Origin of the sequence: Desulfitobacterium metallireducens DSM 15288, assembly GCF_000231405.2 — a bacterium.
GTDB classification, from domain to species: domain Bacteria; phylum Bacillota; class Desulfitobacteriia; order Desulfitobacteriales; family Desulfitobacteriaceae; genus Desulfitobacterium_A; species Desulfitobacterium_A metallireducens.
Map to the genome: position 1 here is coordinate 2536364 of NZ_CP007032.1, position 23237 is coordinate 2559600.

The window sequence follows — 23237 nt, forward strand, 5'->3', positions numbered from 1 at the left end:
TTTAATTGTTTTTTGCATTCTCATCACGACGAAGTTTTTCCATTTCATCGTCTATATCTATTAAAGCAGTAAGAAGCTTGGCTTTATTCTCATGTTCACCTGATAATTGCTTCAAAATTTTTTCCCGACCTTCACGAAGAATTTCACTACGACTCATTTCGTTCCCCCCTTGAAATTATATTAACATCCTAAAACATATTTTAATTATACAGGCCATTTCTCAATCCCCTTGTGATTCAGGTCACACTATCCATTGCTGTTTTAGAGAAGTAGTTTTTAAAATTATAATGTTTCAGAATTGTATATCGACATAATTTTACATCATTCGACACGGCTTAGTCAAATACACGACTGAGCTACTTAGCCTCATCAAACTTATTCCAAGGAGAATGCATTGAAGAACTCATCATAATCTCAAGCGAGACTAAACTTTTCTCTTCGCTTAAGTATTTCTGTAGAGTCATTATCATTGGAGCTTCACTCGCAAAATGTCCAATATCGAGGATTGCCATGCCCGCCTCGCGAGCATCCAATACGCCATGATGATCTACATCGCCAGTAATAAGTAAATCTGCTCCTTTAAAAAGAGCTTTGGGAATGAAGCTTCCCCCACTCCCATTGACGATCGCAATTTTGCGTATCTTTTGTAGGGGGTTTCCCGCGAAACGATACCCGTTTGAGGGAGCATCTGCATGAACTAGGGTCTGAGTATTCAGGAAGGCTTTTACCCGTTCTACAGCACGTTCTAAAGGCTCAGGCGTTGATAAATAACCAACAACTCCATACCCTCGATCTTCTAAAGCCTGAGGAGCAAGAAACTCCATTTTGTCTATGCCTAGCGCTTTTCCCATTGTCCAACTAGAGGAATAAAGGGACTGATCCAAATTCGTATGCGCTGCGTAATAGGCGATTCCTTCTTTTAAAAGCTGAATCGGAATTTGAGCCGCTTGATTATCTGAGCGAAGATTTTTAAGCGGTCTAAAGATAATCGGATGATGAGCCAAAATGAGTTGGGCCTTCCGTTCCTTCGCTTCCTCAAGGACTTCCGAGGTAGCATCGAGTGTGAGCAGGACTCGCTCAATCTTCGTTGAAGCATCTCCCACTAAGAGACCCACATTGTCCCACTCTTCTGCCCAAGATTTTGGAGCAATCTTTTCAATGGTTTGGGCAATCAGACCGATGGAAACAGACATTTCTTCATCTCCTCTAATAAAGAACAGGTAAATTCCTGTTGCTGAATTCTTTGACTAATTTCTTCTTTTTGAGATTTTTTCATCTCGCGAATTGCGCGTTGCAGGGGTTCAATATGTTCTTGGATTAATCGCTCCAGTTCAGGAATGGGCTGTTCTAAAATAAGTGGACCCATCTCCCAAAACACCCGATCGAAGGCTTCCAGTAGTTCATGAAATTCCATGTCATGGGTCATTTTTAGATGTCGCAGCCATTTATCTTTGAGCAACTCAAGTCTTTCCAACGAGTTCCCATTCTGACGAGCATAAACCATAACCCCATATATACGGCCTTCCTCAGCAATCAATCGTTCTTCTTGAAGAAACCACCCTGAGTTTAGTAGAGTTTTTCTGACCTTACCTTCCGCTCCCTGGGGTTGCAAAATCAGAGTATTAACTTGTGATAACACTTCTGGACTCGCCTCAAATATCTCCAGCATGGTATTTCCACCCATACCGGCTAGAGTTAAAGTATCGACCTCACCTGGTTTAATCGGTTGAAGTCCATCGCCGAAGCGTACATCAATCCGTTTCTCCAACCCACGCGCGTAAATAGCGGCTCGCGCTGACTGATACGGGCCTTCATGAACATCCACGGCAATAGCGTGAATAATTTGTTGGTGTTCCCATAAAAAAATCGGCAAATAAGCATGATCAGTCCCAATATCCCCAAGCTTAGCTTGCTCTGGTACCAAGGATGCAACTAGTCCCAATCGCGGCCCTAGGCAAACTCCCCCTTGCCCTTGCATTTGCATTCTATTCCACCTCTTCATTTACACTATTAACCATAATATGTTCTATTAGCCATTGGGTAAAGAAAAACTGTAGTAATCAACTACAGCTTAATTCTCTGCATCAAATTTAAAATAAAAATTATGAAAGGCACTTTCGTCAAATATTATAACACATTCTACCGTAAACTAACAATTCTAACATGGTTTAAATAGGACTACAATATGATATGATAGAATCCGAAATAATTCTTATTCTATTGGAGGAGAGTATGAAAAAGTCAATTGCAATGACCACTCTACTCATGGGATTGCTACTCTTACTTATACTTACGGAAAATCAAAATAAGATGATCAAAGGTAAAATTAACAATAATTCCTCCAATTTGGCCACCCAGAATAGCCGTTCAGATGAATTAAGCAATACAATTCGAAAATCAAACTTCTTGCTTGGTGGCGGGGAAACCGGAAGAATAGAGAAACAAGCACAAGAGAGAAAGGATAACTCAGTCAATAATTCCCTTACCGGCTTGCTTCCAAATGCCAAACAGCAATTATTCACTGCTACCTATGATGGTTCAGCACAGGCTACACATCCAAGCGTCATTGATTTCAAACTTGAATACCATATTGAAAAGTGGAACGGATACAGATATTGGATGGTCTTCACGCCATATCCCAATTCGGATGACAAATATGAAAATCCTTCTATTCTAAGTAGCAATGATGGGCTAACTTGGGTTGTACCCCCAGGATTTGAAAAGCCTCTAGATATTAAGGAAGATAGAAAAAACTTTAATTCTGATCCATCCCTTCTTTATGATAAGGAAACAAATACTTTAAACGTATTCTGGCGTGAAGTATTTATGGGTAAATACGACAAGATTTTGAGAATAAAAATTTCCGAGAAAGGGAATATCGCGCCTAAAGTTTTGATGGTCGAAGTACCCTGGACAGATAAAGAGGGTTTAGCCCTCTCCCCGACAGTCTGGAAAAAGAGTTCAAATGAATGGTATATGTGGACAGCAAATGGTTCCTCAACCGTTCACATCTATACTTCAAGCGATGGAGTGACATGGTCCAAGCGGGAACGTTGCTCCTATCCTTGGCTGGCTTGGAATGGCGGTTATGTTCCGTGGCACTTAGAGGTAAAGCCTAATTACGGGGATCAAAAAATTGAGTTTTTCATCGCAGGCTTTCCAATAGGCAAGGGGCTTAAGGATATGAGCGTATTTTATGCAGAAGCACCTATGTCTGACCCTAAAAAAATAACCATGCCACTGAAACGTCCTCTTTTAACCAAAGGGAATTCGGCTAACTGGGATGGGAGCTACGTTTATCGAGCATCATTTACAATTGATCCTGAAACAAATCCCTCTAAATATCATGTTTGGTACGCAGCGATGTCCCAACTTGCTCAATGGCGAATAGGCTATACCGAAGGAGAGATTGCTCCAAGTGAGTAGAAGCAAAAAAGCAAGGGATTCAGTACACTCGATGAGTACTGAATCCCTTGCTATATAAGTCTTCGCATGGTGGGCGATACCGGGATCGAACCGATGACCTCATCCGTGTGAAGGATGCGCTCTCCCGACTGAGCCAATCGCCCATAGTCAATTTCTATAAAACATCTCAGAAAAATCATAATTGGTGACCCGTACGGGATTCGAACCCGTGTAGCCGCCGTGAAAGGGCGGTGTCTTGAGCCGCTTGACCAACGGGCCATAAATGACGTATGTTCACCAAACTTCGAATTGGTGGGCCCACTAGGGTTCGAACCTAGGACCAACCGGTTATGAGCCGGCAGCTCTACCGCTGAGCTATGGGCCCTTCTGCGGGAAATAAAAAAATGGCTCCCCGAGTAGGACTCGAACCTACAACCTACCGGTTAACAGCCGGTTGCTCCACCATTGAGCTATCGAGGAATGCCCTTTGCATTGATTATTATACGCATTTTTATCTATAGAGTCAAGCTTTATCATTCAGAAAATGAAATATTCAAGACGCCTATTTTCTATTCAAGATAATCCTTCAGTTTCTTGCTCCGACTTGGGTGACGGAGTTTACGGAGAGCTTTAGCTTCAATCTGACGAATCCGTTCCCGGGTAACACCAAACTCTTGGCCGACTTCTTCCAATGTACGGGTTCTCCCATCATCGAGTCCAAATCGTAAACGCAGAACCTTCTCTTCACGAGGCGTCAACGTTTCAAGGACCTCTTCCAATTGCTCCTTGAGGAGGATAAAGGAAGCCGCATCAGCGGGTGCAGGAGCATCTTCATCAGGGATAAAATCTCCCAGATGAGAATCTTCCTCTTCCCCAATTGGCGTTTCCAAAGAGACCGGTTCTTGGGCAATCTTCATGATTTCCCGTACCCGTTCGACCGGGATATCCATCTGTTCTGCAATTTCTTCAGGAATAGGCTCGCGTCCTAATTCTTGTAAGAGTTGCCTTGAAATCCGAATTAATTTATTAATGGTTTCAACCATATGCACTGGGATTCGAATGGTGCGCGCTTGATCCGCAATTGCACGCGTAATCGCTTGACGAATCCACCATGTTGCATACGTCGAGAACTTAAATCCTTTTTGATAGTCGAATTTTTCGACCGCTTTAATTAGTCCTAAATTTCCTTCTTGAATAAGATCAAGGAAAAGCATGCCACGTCCGACATAGCGTTTGGCAATACTTACGACAAGTCGAAGATTGGCTTCGGCTAGCCGACGTTTTGCACTTTCATCTCCCTGCTCCATTCTTTTGGCAAGTTCAATTTCTTCTTCAGCAGACAACAAAGGAACCCGCCCAATTTCCTTCAAATACATCCGAACCGGATCATCAATGCCTACTCCTTCAGGAACCGAAAGATCAACTTCAGTCTCTTCCTCTTCCTGCGGATCTTCAACATCATCAGAGGTCTTTTCTAGAACTTCACTCTCTTCACCTGGTTCAGGTATAACTTCAATACCCATATGCCCTAGTTGCTCATATACCTCATCGATTTGGTCGGCTGTGAGCTCAATTCCTTGGAGGGTATCCATAATTTCGTGATATGTGAGGGAACCCTTTTTCTTTCCATCTTGAATGAGACTTTTAACGGCATCAATCCGCTTTTGCTCATCATCCTTGGATTCCTTTCCTTCCTTGGGATTGTGTTTTTGCGTGCTCAAAACCTTACTTTTCGCCACTTTTCAACCGCTCTCCTATCTCTTTTAACAGGGCCATCGCCCCTGCCATATCACCGGATTTTTCTAAAGATACCATACGGGTCTGCAATTCTTCTACCGTTTCTTCCGACTGGATCGACCGAATTTGACGTAAACAATCCTGAAAAAGCTTTTCCGGCTGAGAAACATCTGCCTCTTCAACCATGATATTCGCGATTTGGCTTTGTAATTCTTCCGACACATTGATCGGAATTCCTGTTCTGTTTTGAAGTTGAACTTCCTCAATCGCGTTAAAAAGTTGTTGATGGATTGGGACTTTCCAAAAATCCTTATCGAGTTCCGCTTCGACTTGAGCGAAAGACACTAACTGTTCCAGCAAAAGGCGTAGAAGAATTCGTTCTGCCCGAATGACTCCGCTGGGTACCGGTATGGCAGAAGGAACAGGATTTACATACCTATTGATATTATCTCTGTTTTTCACAGAAATATCCTGATTTGCTGTGGAATATTCATTTTCTCGCAGATTTTTCGGCTTATTCCTGTCTTTACTTGCAATCTCTAACTGAACTGCCTCTAATGTAAGACCTAATTCCAAACTTAAAAAGCGTTCATACCCTTCTCTTTCGACTGGGCTCGTCACTTTAAGTATATCTCCAGCTAAGGCACTCACGAGTTCTCTTTTCTCTGGAGCACTATGCACTGAATGATCTTGGATATAAACCTGATATTTAAATTCAATATAAGGTTTAGCCTGATCCAAGTCTTCCTTGAACTTTTCAGAGCCTTGGGATTGTAGATATTCATCAGGATCTTTGGCCCCTACTAAGCTTAAAACATCAACTCGAAAGCCCTCTTCCTTCAATATCTCGCCCGCCCGAAGCGTCGCTTGAATCCCCGGCTTGTCTGAATCATAAACGACTACAATGCGTCGCGAGTAGCGTCTTAAAAGCTTGGCTTGATCTCTAGTGAGCGCTGTTCCCAAAGAAGCAACCGCATGTGTAAAACCCGCTTTTTGCAACGCGATGACATCCATGTACCCTTCACAAAGCAAAGCAAATCCGTATTCACGTATGCCTTGATAAGCTCGGTTCATTCCATATAAATGATGTCCTTTGCTAAAAAACGCAGTTTCTGGAGAGTTTAAATATTTGGGTAAAGCGTCATCTAATACACGTCCACCAAACGCAATCGGTTTCTGCCGTGAATCTAAAATGGCAAAAATAACACGATTACGAAAGCGGTCGTAATATCCCCGACTGACTTTGCCTTCATGAGCCTCTCGTTCAATGGCTAGACCGACTTCTGCTAATTCCTCAGGACGGACTCCCCGAGGCGCAAGTGCCTCAAGCAATCCCTCCCAACGTTCAGGTGCATACCCCAGCCGAAACGTATTCATCGTTTGGAGATCGACTCCCCGTTTCGAAAAATACTGCCGACCGGGTTCGCCCTCAGGTCGATTCATCAGAATATCATGAAAATAATCGGTGGCCAGTTCATGGAGCTCTTCCCAACGATGTCTACGGGCTTGTTGCTCCTTTTCTCGAGGCGAAAGTTCCTTTTCAGGAAGCATAATCCCATATTTATGAGCTAAATGCTCGAGCGTTTCAGGAAAACTCCAATTTTCTTTCTTCATCAGAAAGGAAAATGCATTCCCCCCCGCATGACAGCCAAAACAATAATACATCTGTTTATCTGGAGTCACGGTGAAACTTGGGGTTTTTTCGGAATGGAACGGACATAGTCCTAAAAAGTTTTTCCCTTTGCGCTGTAAAGAAACGTACTCAGAGATAATTTCTACAATATCTGCATGTATTCTAATGTCTTCAACGATATCTTCGGGAATTCTATAATCCACAGACTGTTTTTCGCCACCCATGCCACAATTTGTTTGTAATGTCAACCCTTGATATTGAATTCTTCGCCAAAAAGTCATGGATTCCTCTTTTTACCCGCGGTAAAAATCCGAATTGCGAATCATTCTTTCTTAAGTTTAGGAATTTCTATCTATACTTAGACTATTCTCTTTCGCTTCTGTTTTCTCCTCCCTCATTCGACTTTATTTTTAAGTTAACTTCATCTTTAAAACATGTTAGAATAAACTTAATCGAATCAATCAAAAATCTTCTTCATTACATATGAAAGGTGGAAATTTCATGTTTCTTAGAAAAACTCGGCCTCTCGCCTTAATTCTGATAGTTGTACTCGTTATGATGCTTGGAGTAACCGGTTGTGGGACAAGCAATCTACAAACTCAAGCCACCGCAACTCCAACCCCGAATGAAACGAACGCTGTTGCAAATTCTTCTTCCGCCAACAACACCCCAACTCCTAACTCCACTACCGCTCAAGCAACTCCTGTCACACTCTATTTTCCGACACCAGATGCCAGTGGTCTTGTAGCTGTTGAGAAAACCGTGAATGTCAGCAACGGGGAAGTCATTAAAGCCATGTTCAACGAATTCAACAATCCTCCTACGGGGCTTGAAAGGGTTCTTCCGAAAGGAACTGAGCTTCTGGACGCCTCAATTAAGGACGGAGTAGCGACGCTCAATTTATCCAAAGAATTCAAGTCCAATTTTGAAGGTGGCGGTACAGGCGAACAGATGATTCTCTATAGCATTGTCAACTCGTTAACCACACTTCCTAATGTTCAGAGTGTTCAATTTCTCTTAAACGGAGAAAAAACGATTGCCATACTTGGAGAGATGGATACTTCAGGTCCACTTAAACGAGATGAAAGTTTAATTACTAAGCAATAATCAATTCTAATTATTCAAAAGGCTAGGAACTTTTAAGATAAAGTTTCTAGCCTTTTGATTTTATTATTTGTTTTATTCGTTTATGACCTTTTTTGTTTCTATATTATCTATTTTAGCAAAAAAATTATATTTAATGCCTTGGAACAAAATAGTTTTGAAACTGATCAATTGCATAGTTATCCGTTAGTCCAGAGATATAATCCACAACCACTCGCGTCTTATCCCCCTCAGCTTCGTTAAAATTATCGGTAGATAAGAGTTCTATATGATCTAAATAGTGATGAAATAAGGCCTGAACGACGTACTCACCTTTACGACGTTCTTCTTTTAAGGTTTCACTATTATAAACACGGCTAAACATAAACCTGCGAAATTCCTGCATAGCCTCATAAACGCGCTTCGATTGATGAATCTGTTCTTGATCTTCAGAGCTCTCGATCATGTCGATAACCATGGTTGAGATCATCTGACTTGGAGTCTGGCCCAACACAAGTCGGACCTCTCCAGGAAGGTTGCTCGGGGTGAGCAAGCCTGCGCGCAAAGCATCATCATAATCATGACAAAGGTAGGCGATTCTATCGCCTGTCTTCACGATTTGGCCTTCTAAAGTAAAAGGTATCCCAGCTCCTGTATGATTCAGTACGCCATCTAAAACTTCTTGAGTAAGATTAAGCCCTTTACCTCCTCGAGTCAGTCGCGTTAGAATGCGGATAGACTGTTCGTTGTGTTCAAAATGCCCAATAATCTTTCGCAAGGCTTCTTCCCCAACGTGACCAAACGGCGTATGTCCGACATCATGCCCCAGTGCTATGGCCTCAATCAAATCTTCATTGAGTTTGAGCCCGCGCCCAATCGTCCGACAAATTTGAGACACTTCTAAGCTATGCGTCATTCGCGTTCGATAATGATCCCCCATCGGGGCAATATAAACCTGGGTCTTATGTTTAAGTCGGCGAAAGGGCTTGCTGTGCAAAATTCGATCGCGATCCCGTTGAAATTTACTTCGAATCGTGCATTCAACCTCTTCGTGTTCACGTGTAGCCTCAGCACTTTTAGCCGCGTATTGAGAGAGATGCTCACGCTCTTCGCGCTCGGTCCGTTCACGAATATTTTCTAACACCCTGAAACCCCCCTATCGAGTCCATTGATATTCTAAACCCTCTAACCTCATTATATTACAGCACTTGGACATATTGTTGCAAAAAGCAGCCCTGTAACACGATTAAGTGGTACAGGGCTGAATGTAATTAAGTTGAGCGTAGCATTTTGGATTTCAGGCCTTAATATCAATATTACGGCCTAAGGTTCCCGAAGTTGCAACACTTGGTGCCACCTTTGACTCTGTTTGTTCCCCATTATTGTTCAGTTCTGCTACCCGTTGAACTGCAGTTTCAGAAATTTCCTGTCCTTGGTTCACTTTACCAAGGGCTGCATTAGAATTTGTCAAAGAGATATATTCTGGCATCATGTGACTTCCGCTAATTGCTGGAATCATCGTATGCACTTCCTTTCAAGATATGATTCTATTCTTAGAATAGCACACAATTGTTAAGCTTGGCATAAAAATTATTATTTTGAGTTTAATGCAATTCACCATTATCAAACTTTAAACTTCGCCACAAGTTCACTCAGTTGAGTTGCCAGTTCCGCTTGACCTTGTGCTGATTGTGTAACCTGTTCAAAGGCTGTCGTCGTTTGAGTAATGCTGGAAGTGATTTCTTCGGAACTCGCCGCAGTTTCTTGTGCTGTTGCGGAAACATTTTGAATAGCCGAACCGATTTGACTGATAATTTCTTGCATGGATAGCGTTGCATCCGCTAATTCCTTCGATATTCCGGTCACAAAATTAGCATCTTCTTCATATTGGTTTCCCGTCTCAACAAACGCTCCGTAATCAGGGGCCACCTTGGTTTTAATAAAGGTCAGTAAATCTTGCGTATTCACCATCAGATTATTGAACGCATTTTGAACATCATTGATGACCTTGTGAATGTTACTGACGGCTGCTTGTGATTGTTCCGCCAATTTGCGGACTTCATCGGCAACAACTGCAAACCCGCGTCCAGCCTCTCCTGCTCGGGCTGCCTCAATACTAGCATTGAGAGACAATAAGTTCGTCTGCTCGGCAATCCCTCCAATGGTTTCCGCCATGACCTTGATTTCTTCCACCACTTTCGACTGTTCCAGAGCTTCATGAACCTTTACTTCTTTTTCCTGAAAGATTGCTGTTGCTTCATTCACAGCCTGAGTTCCTTTGATTTTGACTGCACTTGCCCGTTCCTTAATTGCCAAGGCGTTTTGTTGTCCTTCATTCGCTTTCTTATTCAGTTGTTGGGTGAATGTTTCCATTTCTAAGGATGAAGCCCCAACTTCTTCCGAACTTGCACTCAGTTCTTCAGTACCCTGGGCAATCTGTTCAGTGGATTGCTGAATCATCTGCATTGTTGCCGACATTTCTTCCATGGTGGCTGAAGTTTCCTCAGAGTGTGCACTGACCGTCTGAGAACTGTCCCGAATGGCAACTAATAGTTCCCGCACCTTTTCCACCGCTTGACTAAGAGCAGTCCCCAGTTGCCCCACTTCATCCCGCCCTTGCAAAGTTAATTCCTGAGTTAGGTTTCCCTGTCCAAAAGCTTCTGAAAACTGAACGATTTGTGAGAGGCGACGAGAGAGGCTAAAGGCAAGAAATAATCCAATCGCTAAGGCTAAAAGCACACTGAATCCAATAATTCCAAGCATCGTATTTCTTGAACTTGAATAGACCTTTTGATTATTATCACTTCTATTTTGAGCTTCATTTTCTGCCTTATTAGCCAAGATGCTTAAGTTTTCAAGAGCCTTGTCATCCGCTTTTATGACCGAATCGTGCAAGACCTGTTCTGCCTCTGCGTATTTCCCGGCGTCCATCAATTGAATCACTTGGTCTTGGTGACTCCAATAGTCTGTTATATCCTTTTTATACGCTGTATAATTAGCTTTTTCTTCATCCGCAAGTAAAGGTATATCTGTCTTCTCAAAATCCTGTTCATATTTAAGGTTCTGAGCTTTTAATGTTTCTATCTGTTGCCGAGCACTTTGTTGCTCTGTTCTATCCTGTGTAGTAGCAAGATATTGCGTAACAGAAGTGATATCACGAATAGTCGTGCTAATCTGGTTCAAAGTAACTATGGGCTTCAGGTTATCGGTGTATATCAAACTCCCATCGGTATTAATTGTTTGCATATCGTTAATCCCAAAATAGCCAACCAAACCTACAAGAAAAGAAACGATAATGTATCCTGTAATTAGTTTAAGTTTCCAGGTTATGTTATTTAAGAATTTCATTTACTAATCCTCCTATTTAATTTAATGGTTAAACGAGTAACCGTTTTCGTATGCTGTCATAGGCAGTTCATCACGATCACGCACTTAAATTACCTCCTTCCAAAAAAATAAGCCGTCATATTCAAACATCATGACGGCAATACCCCTTTACGCATTTGGTAACCTGGCAATCGTCAGCCAAACTGGACGACCCATAGCTTTGCGTCCCTGACTTTCGCCAGGTTTGCTCTTGTCATTGCTTCATATTCTTTTATCATTCTTACAAAACGACACTACACTCAATTCCACAATAATACTAAATTTCTACAACGTTTTCTATAATACGCTGTTATTCTACATAATCAAGGAAATATTATCGTGTTATTTCGACTTTTTTTACTATATGTGGATGATATGGGCATTCAAGTTTTCTATAAATAACAAGACTAGAACGCCGAGTGCAATAAAAACAAGGGTATGGGTACATAAAATCAAATAAAATGAAGTTAAGTTCCCTACCCTTATTTAACTTTAGCTTGATTTAATCCTCTCTTCCCCACAATTCAGGAGGATTCATTTCATAGATCCCATTGTCCCGATACATATAATGGTTGATAATGAACTCGCGCCGAATGGTGGCGTAATCAGGATGAAAAGTTTTAATATACTCGTTAATCTCTTTTTCCGAATACTTTCGTCCAACCACGAATCCCTCTAAAAGCTTTTCCAAAACAAATCTTTTTTTCTTTCGTTGAACAGGTATCTGTTTCAATATACCATCTGGTGTAAAAAAATTCCTGAGGACGGCCTCTCGTTCTTTTTCTTGCTTAGTATCCAAAATATCTGCTCCCCCTTCTTCTCCGCTGAGTGTATTTTTGGCCGATTGAAGAATGACATTTACCGTGGCCTGAGCATCGCGTTGTAATGTCAACTCTTCTATATAAAAATAAATCGTGTTCTTCTCCCGCCTCGTTTTCACAAGGCCTGCATCACGAAGTCTTGCCATATGATAAGTTATCGTTGGGGGCGTTAATCCAAGGTGTTCTGCAAGGTCCTGACCATGCTGAGGCCCTTTCGCCAAAATTGCCAGAATACGGATACGTGTAGGATCAGCTAATGCCTTATGAAAACTAACAATTCGATTCAATTGCAATGAGTTCCCCTCCATCTTAAATAAGCCAATCTATTTTCATAGATATCTAATTAGAGTATAGTCTAATTAGATTCGCTGTCAAGTCTCTGTAGCTCACGCTGATACGCTATCTGTTTGCTGTTAAGATATGACAAAAGTGCCTCAGAAGGATTTTTTCTTCTGAGGCACCTTATTCTAAATTTTGCTCGACAGTACCCATTCTTCTTTTATAAGAAAACCTTCCAGCCCTTTGCGGGAAGTGCTTTCAGGCTTTTGTCGCCTTGTTCGAATAGGATTATTCTCTTCCCTCTGACATCTTCATCAAGCGGCTTTTCGCCCGGACAACTTGATTCTCGTCGATCAGGACATAGATAAAGTCACCCGCTAAAACTTTAGTCTTTCCTTTTGGGATTATCTCCTTCTCTCCGCGTTTTATACTGACGATGAGACAATTTTCTGGCCAAAGGATATCTTTGATGCTTTTTCCTTCCAGCTCCGAACCCAAAGCCACAGAGACTTCAGTAATGACTTTCGGGCTTTCCTCAGAAACCTCTTTATGTGTTAATTGCTTATTTAACAACCGATCTAAAAGACTATCATAAATCGGTGCCGATTTAAGCAAATCACTCACGATATAAGCAGTCATTGACACCGTTATAAGAGCGAGTAAATGTTCAAATGAACCCGTCATTTCCGTAATAAGAATACTGCCTGTGACAGGCGCTTTGACGATTGCGGTGAAATATGCTGCCATAGCAAAAATGGTAAAGTTCTGTAAATACTGGGGATTAAAATGGTATAAATAAGTGAGGACTTGACCGTAGATATCTCCAGTTAAAGCTCCAATGACTAATAACGGCAAGAATATCCCACCCGGCACCCCAGAGCCAAAACTCAGCATGGTAAATAGAAATTTTCCCAGCCAAAGAATAAGAAGCAACTCAATTCCATAGTTTTCATGGGTCAAAGAATCAACTAAGGCATTGCCCCCACCGAGTATCTGTGGAAGAATAAAGCCCAAAATCCCAGCCATAAAAAGAGGTATGGTCAGTTTCAATACTTGAGGAAGCTTTACCCTATCATAGAGATTCAACGATTTAAACAAAGCCCCATTAAATAATGCCCCTAAAATACCCGTGGCAATTCCTAAGCCAATAAGATAACCATATTGGTTTAAGGGAAGCACCATTAGATGAGAAACATTGAATATAGGCTTTTGTCCAAAAACCTGTTGGGATATAAAATCAGCGGTTAAAGAAGCCGACATTGCCGATATAAGAACAGCTGGTGAAAAATTTTTGGTGAGCTCTTCCAAAGCGAAAATCACGCCAGCTAAAGGTGCATTAAATGCTGCAGCTAATCCCGCACTCGCTCCACTTGTGATCAGATATTTTTCTTCGATCCTTAATCTCTTAAGAAAACGGCTTAAGCCTTTAGCTGTCACCGCTCCTAACTGCACTGACGGGCCCTCTCGCCCTAAAGATAATCCTGCTCCAATCGCTAAAGTTCCGCCAATAAACTTAACCGCAAGGACCTTTAGCCAATTCATATTAATATACCCTATGAGTTCCCCTTTTACTTGAGGAATACCACTTCCCCCTGCCATTTGTTCTTTCTTTCCCATGAAATTTAGAATAAAGGCTAAAGAGATTAACACCCCAAACCAGAGAAGAATCGCAAACGATCCTTGAGTTTTCAAAAAGGGAAGAAGCTTTGTCCTCCATGTTTCTGCCTTCTCTAGTACAAAGCGAAACGCTACGACAACAGAGCCTGAAAGGATGCCGACTATAATCCCTTCAATAAAAATCTTTAATTTAAAATCACGCCAATGAATCACTGGGTGATACAATTCTTGGTTATAGTTTCTCATAAAGTACGCACCTGGCTTCTTCCTTTTCTCACCGATTAAGATTATTACAAATCGATAAGATTTGCAATTGAAATAAAGGTATGGGTACTTTAACTCTGCAACAAAGGTTATACTTTCCGTTAGCACAAAAAAGCCAGCTAACGTAAAAAACTTTACTTAGCTGGCTTTCTATTCTATAATAAAAAAAATAAACATAATTATTACATTTTATTCAATTTACATTATAATTCTAGCATACTTCAACCAAAGAGTCAAGGCTAAAAACAACTTTTTTGGAGGTCAAGAGATATGAAAGAAAATCAAGCAGAATTCCAAGAAGAAGTCACATACCTCAACGAGACCGTGAATTTTATCCAAAACGAACTACACTCAAAGGAAGCTGCCCTCTCCCAAAAAAAGAACGATCTCATTGCCTCACGAAAAGACATGTGGGATGACACTGTTCATATGCCACAAGATATTGAAGACCTAATCGATATTTATAAGTATATTTCGGAAATAAATTCAGTAACCACCGACTATGCCAATGTTCACAAGAGCTTGAACCAATATAAAAAGGCGCTCGAAGCGCCTTATTTCGCCAGAATCGATATTCTTGAAGAAGGTTTTCCGGAGGTAGACAAAATTTATATCGGGCTAATGAATATCATGGACAAAGAAACCTTAGGCGTTTATGTGTATGATTGGCGCGCACCACTATCCGGTCTATTTTATCGATATGAATTAGGCCCCGGTTCCTACTCAGCCCCATTGGGAACGATTCAATGCGAGATCTCCCGGAAAAGACAGTTCAAAATTCTCAATTCCCAATTAAAATACTTCTTCGACTGCAGCCTTGCGATTAGCGATGCAGTATTGCAAGAAGTATTAAGCCGAAACTCTTCTCCCCAGATGAGAAGTATCGTTGAAACCATTCAACGAGAACAGGACCTGATCATTCGTGATGTTGAGACCGAACTGCTCATTGTTCAAGGTTCAGCGGGGAGCGGTAAGACATCAATTGCCTTACACCGAATTGCTTTCCTTCTTTATCATGGACTAAGCTCAGGCTTAAACTCCTCAAACTTTTTGATCCTTTCCCCCAATGATATTTTGAATCAATATATTTCAACGGTTTTACCGGAACTAGGGGAAGAAAACGTCCAACAGACCACCTTCGATTCCATTGCTTTTAAACTTTTTCCGGGAGAACTTAAACCCGAAGGACGCAGCGATCAGCTCGAGAAACTAATTTCTTTGCCAGAGGGTCCAGAAAAATCCCTAAAAAGGGAGAGCATTGAGTTCAAAGGCTCCCATACGTTCGTGCAAATTCTTGATCGGTATATCGATTATTATGCTAAGCGAATCGTCCCCTTTCAAGATGTATACTTTAACGGGGTATTTCTAGCCACTCGGCAACAGCTCAAAAATCGCTTTCTGAAAAACGAGATCGATATACCAATGGCCAAGCAACTAAAAAAAATTGAAAAGGTAATTTTAGATAAAGTTCACCCCTTACAAAAGGAAAGACTAAAGAAAATTGAACAAATCGTCCAACAATGCGAGGGCCACGAGTTAGAAGTCAAACCTTTTAGCCGTTTACTTTCGCTGAAAGAAGGGAAGAAATTTCTAGACTCGATACAGACTTTTACTCAAGTCGACTGTTTTAAGATGTACCAAACCCTTTTTACTGATAAGAATCTCTTTCTTAAACTATCTCAAGGTTTAGAACTGCCTCAAAACATCGAGGAGATCTTATCAACAACGGACCATACTTTAAAGCAAGGACAGATCGGTTATGAAGACTGTGCACCCCTACTCTATTTAACCCTTAAGGTAGAGGGTAGTCATCCCTTATCAGAAATCAAACACGTTATTATCGATGAAGCCCAGGATTATTACCCCATCCATTATGAAGTATTTAAACACTTGTTTAACAAAGCCAGTTTCACCTTGTTAGGTGACATTAATCAGACGATTGAAAAGAACACCGGAATTTCTCTGTATGATGATGTTATTAACATTCTAAATAAGAAGAAGTCTTTAAAGCTCTTTCTAACGAAAAGTTATCGTTCTTCCTATGAAGTCAACGAATTCACTCAAAAGATCTTAGGTCCAGTTAAAAATTCTTCATCCTTCGAACGACATGAAGCAGAGCCACAAATCGTCTGGGCAGACAACTTCGCTTCACTCACTCAACAAATGGCCCAGGCCATCGACGCATACTTGGACCAGGGCTATGAATCCATAGGAATTGTATGTAAATCTCAGCAAGATGCCACAACAATCTATTATCAGTTATTGAAACACACAAAGGTTAATCTTAATCTAGTTACCACCTGCGACACAACCTTAAACAAGGGGGTAAGCATTCTATCGGCTTATATGGCTAAGGGGTTGGAATTTGATGCCGTGCTTGTCTATCAGGCTTCGGCCGAGAAGTATTCCAGCGAGTTCGACCGTAAATTGCTGTATGTCGCCTGCACTCGTGCCTTACATCGGCTTTCTCTTTATTATACGGGGGAATTAAGTGGCTTTTTAAAATTCAGCAATACGAAAAAAAGTGGAAATTGAACTCCTTAAATTAGAGTTCACACGCAAGGCTTTAAAAGCTGTTTAATCTTTTTTTGCTTTTGCTTTAATTATTGGTCTTAATTGTTAACTTTGGCATGGGCTACATCTATCATAAAGGAGCAATCTCAATTTTTAACATTATGGAACATTTCTTGTGACCAATAATCTTTAAAACTTCTGTAAGAGATTTAATTTTATCTATAAAAAAGAAATAAAGATAAGCGTTAAACTTATCCATATTTCATCTTTAGGTTAAATCGAAACCTGATTATCAAGCCAGAGGTCTTGTCCTACATCTTCATTGTAACCCCTTAATGCCCAAATTTTCGTCCCATCTGTAAGCATAGTAAACTCAAGAACCGAAGCTACTTTACCGTCATTAGTGAAATATCCTTCTAATGTAACTATATATCCTGATGAATTTGCGGATTCTCCTGGGAACGGCTTAACCTTAACTATTTTAGGATTGGATTCACCATATATATTTGCTACCTTTTGGCTGATAATATCAACTTGCTTATACATCACAGATATTTTTCCCTGAAATGGAATTTCATATTTTGTCCCATTCTCATCTTGATAAACAACTTTTATTATACCTTGCTCGTTAAGGTCAACATTCGCATGAGTGCCTAATTTAAATACGCCAGGGCTATTCGGCTTGCCCATCGAATCCCAATGTTCAGGGCTATTTGGGTTGTCTATTGTCTCCCAATGTTTATCGCTATACAATTTATCAAGAGAAGGGTATTCTCCATTTAAAAAGTCGTAAAATTTGCCACTAGTCCCTACTATTCCTAGAACCTTCCCTTTAGGAAGAAAAGCTTTATCCTTTCCTTCGTCATTCTCTATGATAAAGGAAACCGAGTAACTTCTAAAAGTATCCGTTTCTCCGAACGGAGAATGCCACCCATATCCATTAGTAGAACCCAAACTAGACACCTTATCAATATTTAAACTCCAACCCTCATTACTTATCAATTTGTTAGATTCAATTTTTGCGGTTTGGGAATTACTTTCGAGAATATTACTCGTCACTGAAGCCTTAGTTCCATCAATAGATGAAGTATTCGCTTTCGCGTTCGACAAAGTCACAAATGCCAGAACGATTACTACGCCTATTACTAAAAGTGACCATTTTATTGGGGTTTTATGAATACTTTTTATCATTGCGATTCTCCTCCTTATTTGGGATTGTGTCCCCGACAGACTTGCAAGACTAGTAATCCTGGAACTATTTGAGTTCTTTTCTAACAATGTAATCAGCGTGTAAGCATAGTTCTTTGCATTATTTCTTCCAAGGCGTTCTAAGGTAAGTGCGTCGCAAGCCATTTCTTGATCTTCCCTTAATCTTAAAAAAGCATACCAGACTAGAGGGTTGAACCAATGTAGAAATAATAACCCTTGTGTAATCCAGTTAATCCAAAGGTCATTTCGTTTAAAATGTAACAACTCGTGCAAAAAAACATGTGAAAGCTGTTCGAAATTAAATTCCTCCAAAACGCCAACAGGTATTAAGAGCTGAGGATGGAATATCCCATATAAGGATGGGCTTGTTACATGCTCTGTTTGTATTAAAGGAATCTCTTTTTTGATATTGAGGTTCTCTTTTGCTTCTTCAAAGGCAGTTATCAATTTCATATCGACCACAGTTTGACCCTGTATTTTCAGAGCAAACCTTCTATTAACTCCTATAGTAATCGCCATGAAACTGACAATACCCACCATCCATATAAAGAATAATATTCTATGTATTAAGGGAGAGATGGCATTTGATTCTTTTGCACTTGGAAGTAAGCTCTGGCTTTGGGCAGAACTAATTGGCTCTGGGGAATTAGCCACTACTTCACTCGAAATTCCATTAACCATGTTATTAGATATTAGAGAGTTTCCCACATCTTTAACGATAATCGATGTATGTTGTTTACCTGGGTTTATGAGATTGTATAGGCTTAAAGAGCTTTGGGGAGTCCACGGTAATATCAGACTGATTATCACAACTGACCACAATAAATAATGTAAACGTGCTCCGATTTTGCTTTTAAAAACAAACTTAATTACTAAGAGAAGAACGGTTAAGACACTTGCTTTAGCTGACGTGCTCCAGACCCAATTAAATAGATTAAGATAATTTAAATGCGGAAATTGCACTGTCATTCATTCCTTTCATCAAGAATTCGTTTAAGTTCCTCGATTTCTTCCCGAGAAAGCTTTTCCTCCTGAAGAAAGGTCACGAGCATGGGTTTTAATGCTCCACCAAATACGCGTGTAAGAAAGGATTTGCTTTCAGCTTTTATACATTCTTCTTCGGCTATAAGAGGATAGTATAAGTAATTTCGACCATCCTCCTTATGACCAAGCGCGCCTTTTTTTACGAGTCTCCCTATTAACGTTTTAATCGTATTGGGCTTCCATTCGTTATGTTCTCCCAAAGACTTTACAATTTCATTGGCGGTAAAAGGAGCGTTTATAGACCAACAAATTTTCATAACTTCCCATTCCGCATCAGATATATTAGGTTTTTCCAACACAATACACCCCCTTACTTTTCGTTTACACTTGTAGTTATTTTTAGTTAATTATTACACTTGTAATCAATCTTGTCAACTTTAGCTGACTTTATTTTAATAAAATCGACCATGGATTTATGTACTATTTGCAAATTTTATTCACTTTCTCATTATTAATTTTGTCTAGACATTTGATAGATTGATTTAAAAGCAGAAAGGTTCCCTTATATTTTCAAAATCAATTAATTTTAATTCGGCAATATATTCCTTCCTAGAATAAAAATAATAGGTTGTCTAAACAAATAAGCTTGGACTATTAAGACCAAGCTCTTTAAATGACTTTAGATTTTACTTCTTCAAAAGATTGGAAACCCCTTCAATTGATCCTGCAAGTTCGCATTAAAAATATTCACAAAAGCAAATCTTAATAAGAATAAGGGTATTGGAACCTAAAATCAATTAAGTTCCAATACCCGTTTTATCCCAATTACAGGTTACGCATTGGTATTTGTTACGTTTATGATTGGCCCTAGTTGTTAACCTTAGCCTGTGCTGCTGCTAAACGAGCAAGGGGCACACGGAACGGGGAGCAAGAGACATAATTGAGTCCTAACAGATGGCAGAACTCAATGGAAGACGGTTCGCCGCCATGTTCACCACAGATTCCAAGCTCAATGTCTGGATTAGCTTCGCGTCCAAGTTGGACGGCCATTTTCATCAATTTTCCTACGCCGTCACGATCGAGCACGGCAAAGGGGTTCTGAGCCAAGATCTTTTGATCGAGGTAAGCAGGAAGGAACTTCCCTTCAGCATCATCACGAGAGAAGCCTAAGGTTGTTTGCGTAAGGTCATTCGTTCCGAAGGAGAAGAAGTCTGCAACCTTACCGATTTCATCTGCAGTCAAAGCAGCACGTGGAACTTCGATCATCGTCCCGACCTTATAGGCAAAATTAACACCTTGCTCTTGCATAACGTCTGCTGCCGTATCTTCGGTAAGTTTACGCAGGGATTCTAATTCTTTAACATGAATAACAAGCGGAATCATAACTTCCGGATGGATTTCAAATCCTTCTTTAACTAAACGAGCTGATGCTTGGAAGATAGCCCGAGCTTGCATCGCATAGATTTCAGGGAAGGTGACGCCTAGACGACAACCCCGGTGTCCGAGCATCGGATTCAACTCATCAAGTGCGCGAACTTTTCTTAAGAGTGCTTCTTTCTCTTGGAGTTCGGCTGGATTTGCACCCGTTAATTTGAGTTTGGTGACCTCTACAACAAGGTCTTCAACATCAGGGAGGAATTCATGAAGCGGTGGGTCAAGTAAACGAATAATAACGGGCAGGCCTGCCATCGCTTTGAGGATTCCATAGAAGTCTTCTTCCTGCATGGGTAAAAGTTTAGCGAGTGCAATTTCACGTTCCTCAAGGTTTTGAGAGAGAATCATTTCTTGAACAATCGGAATCCGAGCGGGATCCATAAACATATGTTCTGTCCGGCAAAGCCCAATCCCTTGAGCGCCAAAGTCACGTGCCTTTTGTGCATCCTTCGGGTTGTCCGCATTGGCTAGCACACGTAAACTCCGAACTTCATCCGCCCAAACGAGTAACTGCTTAAATTCCTCACTCAGTTCCGGATCAATCATCGGGACAGCACCTTTAATTACACGTCCTGTAGCCCCATCGATCGAGAGCACTGTTCCTTCAGTATAAACTACGCCATCAATCGTAACCGTATGCTCCGCATAATCGATCTTTAAAGCTTCACAACCACAAACCGCAGGTTTCCCCATATGGCGGGCAACAACAGCAGCATGACTTGTCATTCCACCCCGGCTGGTTAAAATTCCTTGGGCAGCAAGAATACCATGAATATCATCGGGAGTTGTTTCCGTCCGCAACAAAATAACCTTTTCGCCATTTTTGCCAAGACGTTCAGCTTCATCCGCATCAAAGACAATTTTACCCGAGGCAGCTCCTGGCGAGGCAGGTAAGCCTTTGGCGAGAACTTCAAGTTTTGCTTGGGTGTCCATCCGACGGTGTAAAAGTTGATCCAGTTGTCCGGGTTCAATTCGCGTAATGGCTTCTTCTTTGGAGATTACCCCTTCACGGCAGAGTTCTACTGCCACACGAATCGCAGCTGCAGCTGTCCGTTTCCCGTTCCGAGTTTGTAGGAAATAGAGACGCCCCTTCTCAATCGTAAATTCGATATCTTGCATATCCCGATAATGAGCTTCGAGACGTGATGAAATCTCGACAAATTGATCGTAGATCGCTTTATTCTCTTGTTCAAGGGACTTAATCGGCTGTGGAGTACGAATTCCAGCAACGACATCTTCCCCTTGAGCGTTCATCAGATATTCACCGTAAAGTGCTTTTTCTCCTGTGGAAGGACTCCGTGTAAAGGCCACCCCTGTGCCGGAATCATTGCCCATATTTCCGAAAACCATGGACTGAACATTGACAGCTGTTCCGATATCATCTGGAATGCTGTTGATTTTCCGATACACAATAGCTCGATCATTATTCCACGAGCGAAAAACGGCAAGGACCGCTTGTTCCAACTGTTTCATCGGCTCTTGAGGGAAAGGATTACCCGTTTCCTTCTGAATTAATTTTTTATACTCTTCTACAACTGACTTTAAGCTAGCGGTGGAAAGCTCTGAATCATAGGTTACACCTTGTTTTGATTTTGCATCATCCAAAATTCTCTCAAAGAGATGATGTTCAATTTCGAGAACCACATTTCCAAACATTTGGATAAAACGACGATAGCTATCATAAGCAAAGCGTTCATTTTGGGTGGAATCCGCCAGTCCTTGAACGGTTTGATCATTCAAACCCAGATTAAGAATCGTATCCATCATCCCTGGCATGGAGAATTTAGCTCCCGAACGAACGGAAACGAGAAGCGGATTTTTTTGATCCCCAAACAACTTTCCTGTAGATGCTTCAATATCTTTTAACGAGGGGGTAATTTGTTCCCAAAGTCCTGCTGGGAATTGAGCGCCTACGGTGTAGTATTCGTTACAAGCTTCCGTAGTAATCGTAAACCCTGGAGGAACTGGCAACCCAATATTGGTCATTTCAGCCAAGTTTGCTCCTTTTCCCCCCAACAAATCGCGCATAGAGGCTTTTCCTTCACGAAATAAGTACACATACTTCTTAAACATTTCGCTCCCCCTTATATAATATTTCTAAAATTAAGGCTGCTGTTTCTTCAACAGCTTTTCCTGTGGCATCAAGAATTGGGCATCCTACCTTACGCATAATTCCACGAGCATATTCTAATTCTTCCATGATACGTTCTAGACTGGCATAATCCGCAGAAGCACCCAGCCCCAAGGTTCTTAAACGGGCCGTTCTAATCTCATTTAAATGGTCTGGCCTTAACGTCAGCCCAACGACTTTTCGTGGAGAAACCTCGAATAACTCCTGTGGCGGTGCAACTTCAGGGACGAGAGGAATATTAGCGGCCTTAATTCCCTTATGTGCTAAGTACATACTCAGCGGAGTTTTTGAGGTTCGAGAGACTCCAATGAGCACCACATCAGCAAAGAGTACGCCGCGTGGATCTTTCCCATCGTCATATTTAACCGCGAACTCAATCGCTTCAACTTTACGGAAATACGTTTCGTCTAAACGATGCGTAATGTTCGGAATATTGCTAGGTTCTAAGCCCGTTTCTTCAGATAATAGCTTCATAAGTGGGCCGAGAATATCCACTGTTCTTAATCCTTTTTCAGTGGCCTTCACTTCAAGATAATGTCGCAAATTGTTCAAAACCAAAGTATAGGCTAAAATCGCGTTATCTTGGACCGCTTCATCTAAAATTTCATCGATATGAGCTTCATCCCGTACATGGGGCACCATCCGAATCCTCGTTCGGACTCCGCTAAACTGTGCTGCAGAGGCTCGGCTCACAAACTCTGCCGTTTCTCCTAAAGCATCCGAGATTACATAAATCACGGGTATTTCTCTTGTCACTCGA

General features: G+C 41.2%; 17 protein-coding genes, 4 tRNA genes and 1 riboswitch. Of the genes, 3 read left to right on the forward strand and 18 right to left on the reverse strand.

Translation table 11 applies throughout. The annotated features are described in order from the left end of the window. Nucleotide 1: 1 nt before the first annotated feature. From DESME_RS16110 to DESME_RS12390, 3 genes are all read right to left on the reverse strand, one after another. Nucleotides 2-157 (reverse strand): hypothetical protein, encoded by a 156-nt coding sequence (locus DESME_RS16110; RefSeq protein ID WP_006715930.1) that lies wholly within the window; start codon nt 155-157, stop codon nt 2-4. Between the two features lie 199 nt (nt 158-356). Continuing rightward, the gene (locus DESME_RS12385) at nt 357-1193 is read right to left on the reverse strand and encodes a Nif3-like dinuclear metal center hexameric protein (protein ID WP_006715929.1); all 837 of its coding nucleotides are present in this window, start codon (nt 1191-1193) and stop codon (nt 357-359) included. Next, nucleotides 1172-1984: a tRNA (adenine(22)-N(1))-methyltransferase gene (locus DESME_RS12390; RefSeq protein WP_006715928.1), complete on the reverse strand. Its 813-nt coding sequence runs from the start codon at nt 1982-1984 to the stop codon at nt 1172-1174. The genes DESME_RS12385 and DESME_RS12390 overlap by 22 nt, the downstream gene beginning before the upstream one ends. A 248-nt stretch (nt 1985-2232) precedes the next feature. On the opposite strand from DESME_RS12390, the gene DESME_RS12395 reads away from it, so the two are divergent. After that, nucleotides 2233-3426: a hypothetical protein gene (locus tag DESME_RS12395; protein ID WP_006715927.1), complete on the forward strand. Its 1194-nt coding sequence runs from the start codon at nt 2233-2235 to the stop codon at nt 3424-3426. 67 nt (nt 3427-3493) lie between these two features. Here DESME_RS12395 and DESME_RS12400 read toward each other — a convergent pair. From DESME_RS12400 to dnaG, 6 genes are all read right to left on the reverse strand, one after another. Continuing rightward, a tRNA-Val gene (locus tag DESME_RS12400) sits at nt 3494-3569 on the reverse strand. A gap of 39 nt (nt 3570-3608) precedes the next feature. Continuing rightward, nucleotides 3609-3684 (reverse strand) — tRNA-Glu (locus DESME_RS12405). 31 nt (nt 3685-3715) lie between these two features. After that, nucleotides 3716-3790 (reverse strand) — tRNA-Ile (locus DESME_RS12410). 20 nt (nt 3791-3810) lie between these two features. Continuing rightward, nucleotides 3811-3885, reverse strand: a tRNA-Asn gene (locus tag DESME_RS12415). A gap of 89 nt (nt 3886-3974) precedes the next feature. After that, nucleotides 3975-5144 (reverse strand): RNA polymerase sigma factor RpoD, encoded by a 1170-nt coding sequence (rpoD, locus tag DESME_RS12420; protein ID WP_006715926.1) that lies wholly within the window; start codon nt 5142-5144, stop codon nt 3975-3977. Beyond that, on the reverse strand, nt 5131-6999 hold the full coding sequence (gene dnaG / locus DESME_RS12425) for a DNA primase (RefSeq protein WP_242837460.1): 1869 nt from the start codon (nt 6997-6999) through the stop codon (nt 5131-5133). Before dnaG ends, rpoD begins: the two co-directional genes overlap by 14 nt. 277 nt (nt 7000-7276) lie before the next feature. Here dnaG and DESME_RS12430 point away from each other — a divergent pair, with 277 nt between their 5' ends. Next, nucleotides 7277-7882, forward strand: coding sequence for a GerMN domain-containing protein (locus DESME_RS12430; protein WP_006715924.1), 606 nt, complete (start codon nt 7277-7279; stop codon nt 7880-7882). A gap of 130 nt (nt 7883-8012) precedes the next feature. Here DESME_RS12430 and DESME_RS12435 read toward each other — a convergent pair whose 3' ends face one another. The 5 genes from DESME_RS12435 to DESME_RS12455 form a co-directional block, all read right to left on the reverse strand. Then, nucleotides 8013-9002, reverse strand: coding sequence for a deoxyguanosinetriphosphate triphosphohydrolase (locus tag DESME_RS12435; protein ID WP_006715923.1), 990 nt, complete (start codon nt 9000-9002; stop codon nt 8013-8015). 153 nt (nt 9003-9155) lie between these two features. Then, nucleotides 9156-9377 (reverse strand): hypothetical protein, encoded by a 222-nt coding sequence (locus DESME_RS12440; protein WP_006715922.1) that lies wholly within the window; start codon nt 9375-9377, stop codon nt 9156-9158. A gap of 104 nt (nt 9378-9481) precedes the next feature. Next, on the reverse strand, nt 9482-11206 hold the full coding sequence (locus DESME_RS12445; RefSeq protein WP_006715921.1) for a methyl-accepting chemotaxis protein: 1725 nt from the start codon (nt 11204-11206) through the stop codon (nt 9482-9484). Nucleotides 11207-11360: 154 nt separating this feature from the next. Continuing rightward, nucleotides 11361-11444: riboswitch (cyclic di-GMP riboswitch) on the reverse strand. A gap of 282 nt (nt 11445-11726) precedes the next feature. Beyond that, entirely contained in the window at nt 11727-12338 is a 612-nt protein-coding gene (locus DESME_RS12450; protein ID WP_006715920.1) for a DUF2087 domain-containing protein, read from the reverse strand. A gap of 274 nt (nt 12339-12612) precedes the next feature. Beyond that, complete coding sequence (locus DESME_RS12455; protein WP_006715919.1) at nt 12613-14187, reverse strand: ClC family H(+)/Cl(-) exchange transporter; 1575 nt, start codon at nt 14185-14187, stop codon at nt 12613-12615. Nucleotides 14188-14475: 288 nt separating this feature from the next. Here DESME_RS12455 and DESME_RS12460 point away from each other — a divergent pair, with 288 nt between their 5' ends. Continuing rightward, nucleotides 14476-16740 carry a HelD family protein gene (locus DESME_RS12460; RefSeq protein ID WP_006715918.1) on the forward strand — a complete coding sequence of 755 codons (2265 nt, stop codon included), beginning with the start codon at nt 14476-14478 and terminating at the stop codon, nt 16738-16740. A gap of 252 nt (nt 16741-16992) precedes the next feature. On the opposite strand, the gene DESME_RS15425 is transcribed toward DESME_RS12460, so the two are convergent. The 4 genes from DESME_RS15425 to DESME_RS12480 form a co-directional block, all read right to left on the reverse strand. Further along, nucleotides 16993-18897: a M56 family metallopeptidase gene (locus DESME_RS15425; protein ID WP_006715917.1), complete on the reverse strand. Its 1905-nt coding sequence runs from the start codon at nt 18895-18897 to the stop codon at nt 16993-16995. Continuing rightward, the gene (locus tag DESME_RS12470; RefSeq protein WP_006715916.1) at nt 18894-19271 is read right to left on the reverse strand and encodes a BlaI/MecI/CopY family transcriptional regulator; all 378 of its coding nucleotides are present in this window, start codon (nt 19269-19271) and stop codon (nt 18894-18896) included. Before DESME_RS12470 ends, DESME_RS15425 begins: the two co-directional genes overlap by 4 nt. A 508-nt stretch (nt 19272-19779) precedes the next feature. Next, nucleotides 19780-22419: a pyruvate, phosphate dikinase gene (gene ppdK, locus DESME_RS12475; RefSeq protein WP_006715915.1), complete on the reverse strand. Its 2640-nt coding sequence runs from the start codon at nt 22417-22419 to the stop codon at nt 19780-19782. Continuing rightward, complete coding sequence (locus DESME_RS12480) at nt 22412-23233, reverse strand: pyruvate, water dikinase regulatory protein (protein ID WP_006715914.1); 822 nt, start codon at nt 23231-23233, stop codon at nt 22412-22414. Before DESME_RS12480 ends, ppdK begins: the two co-directional genes overlap by 8 nt. Between the last annotated feature and the right edge of the window lie 4 nt (nt 23234-23237).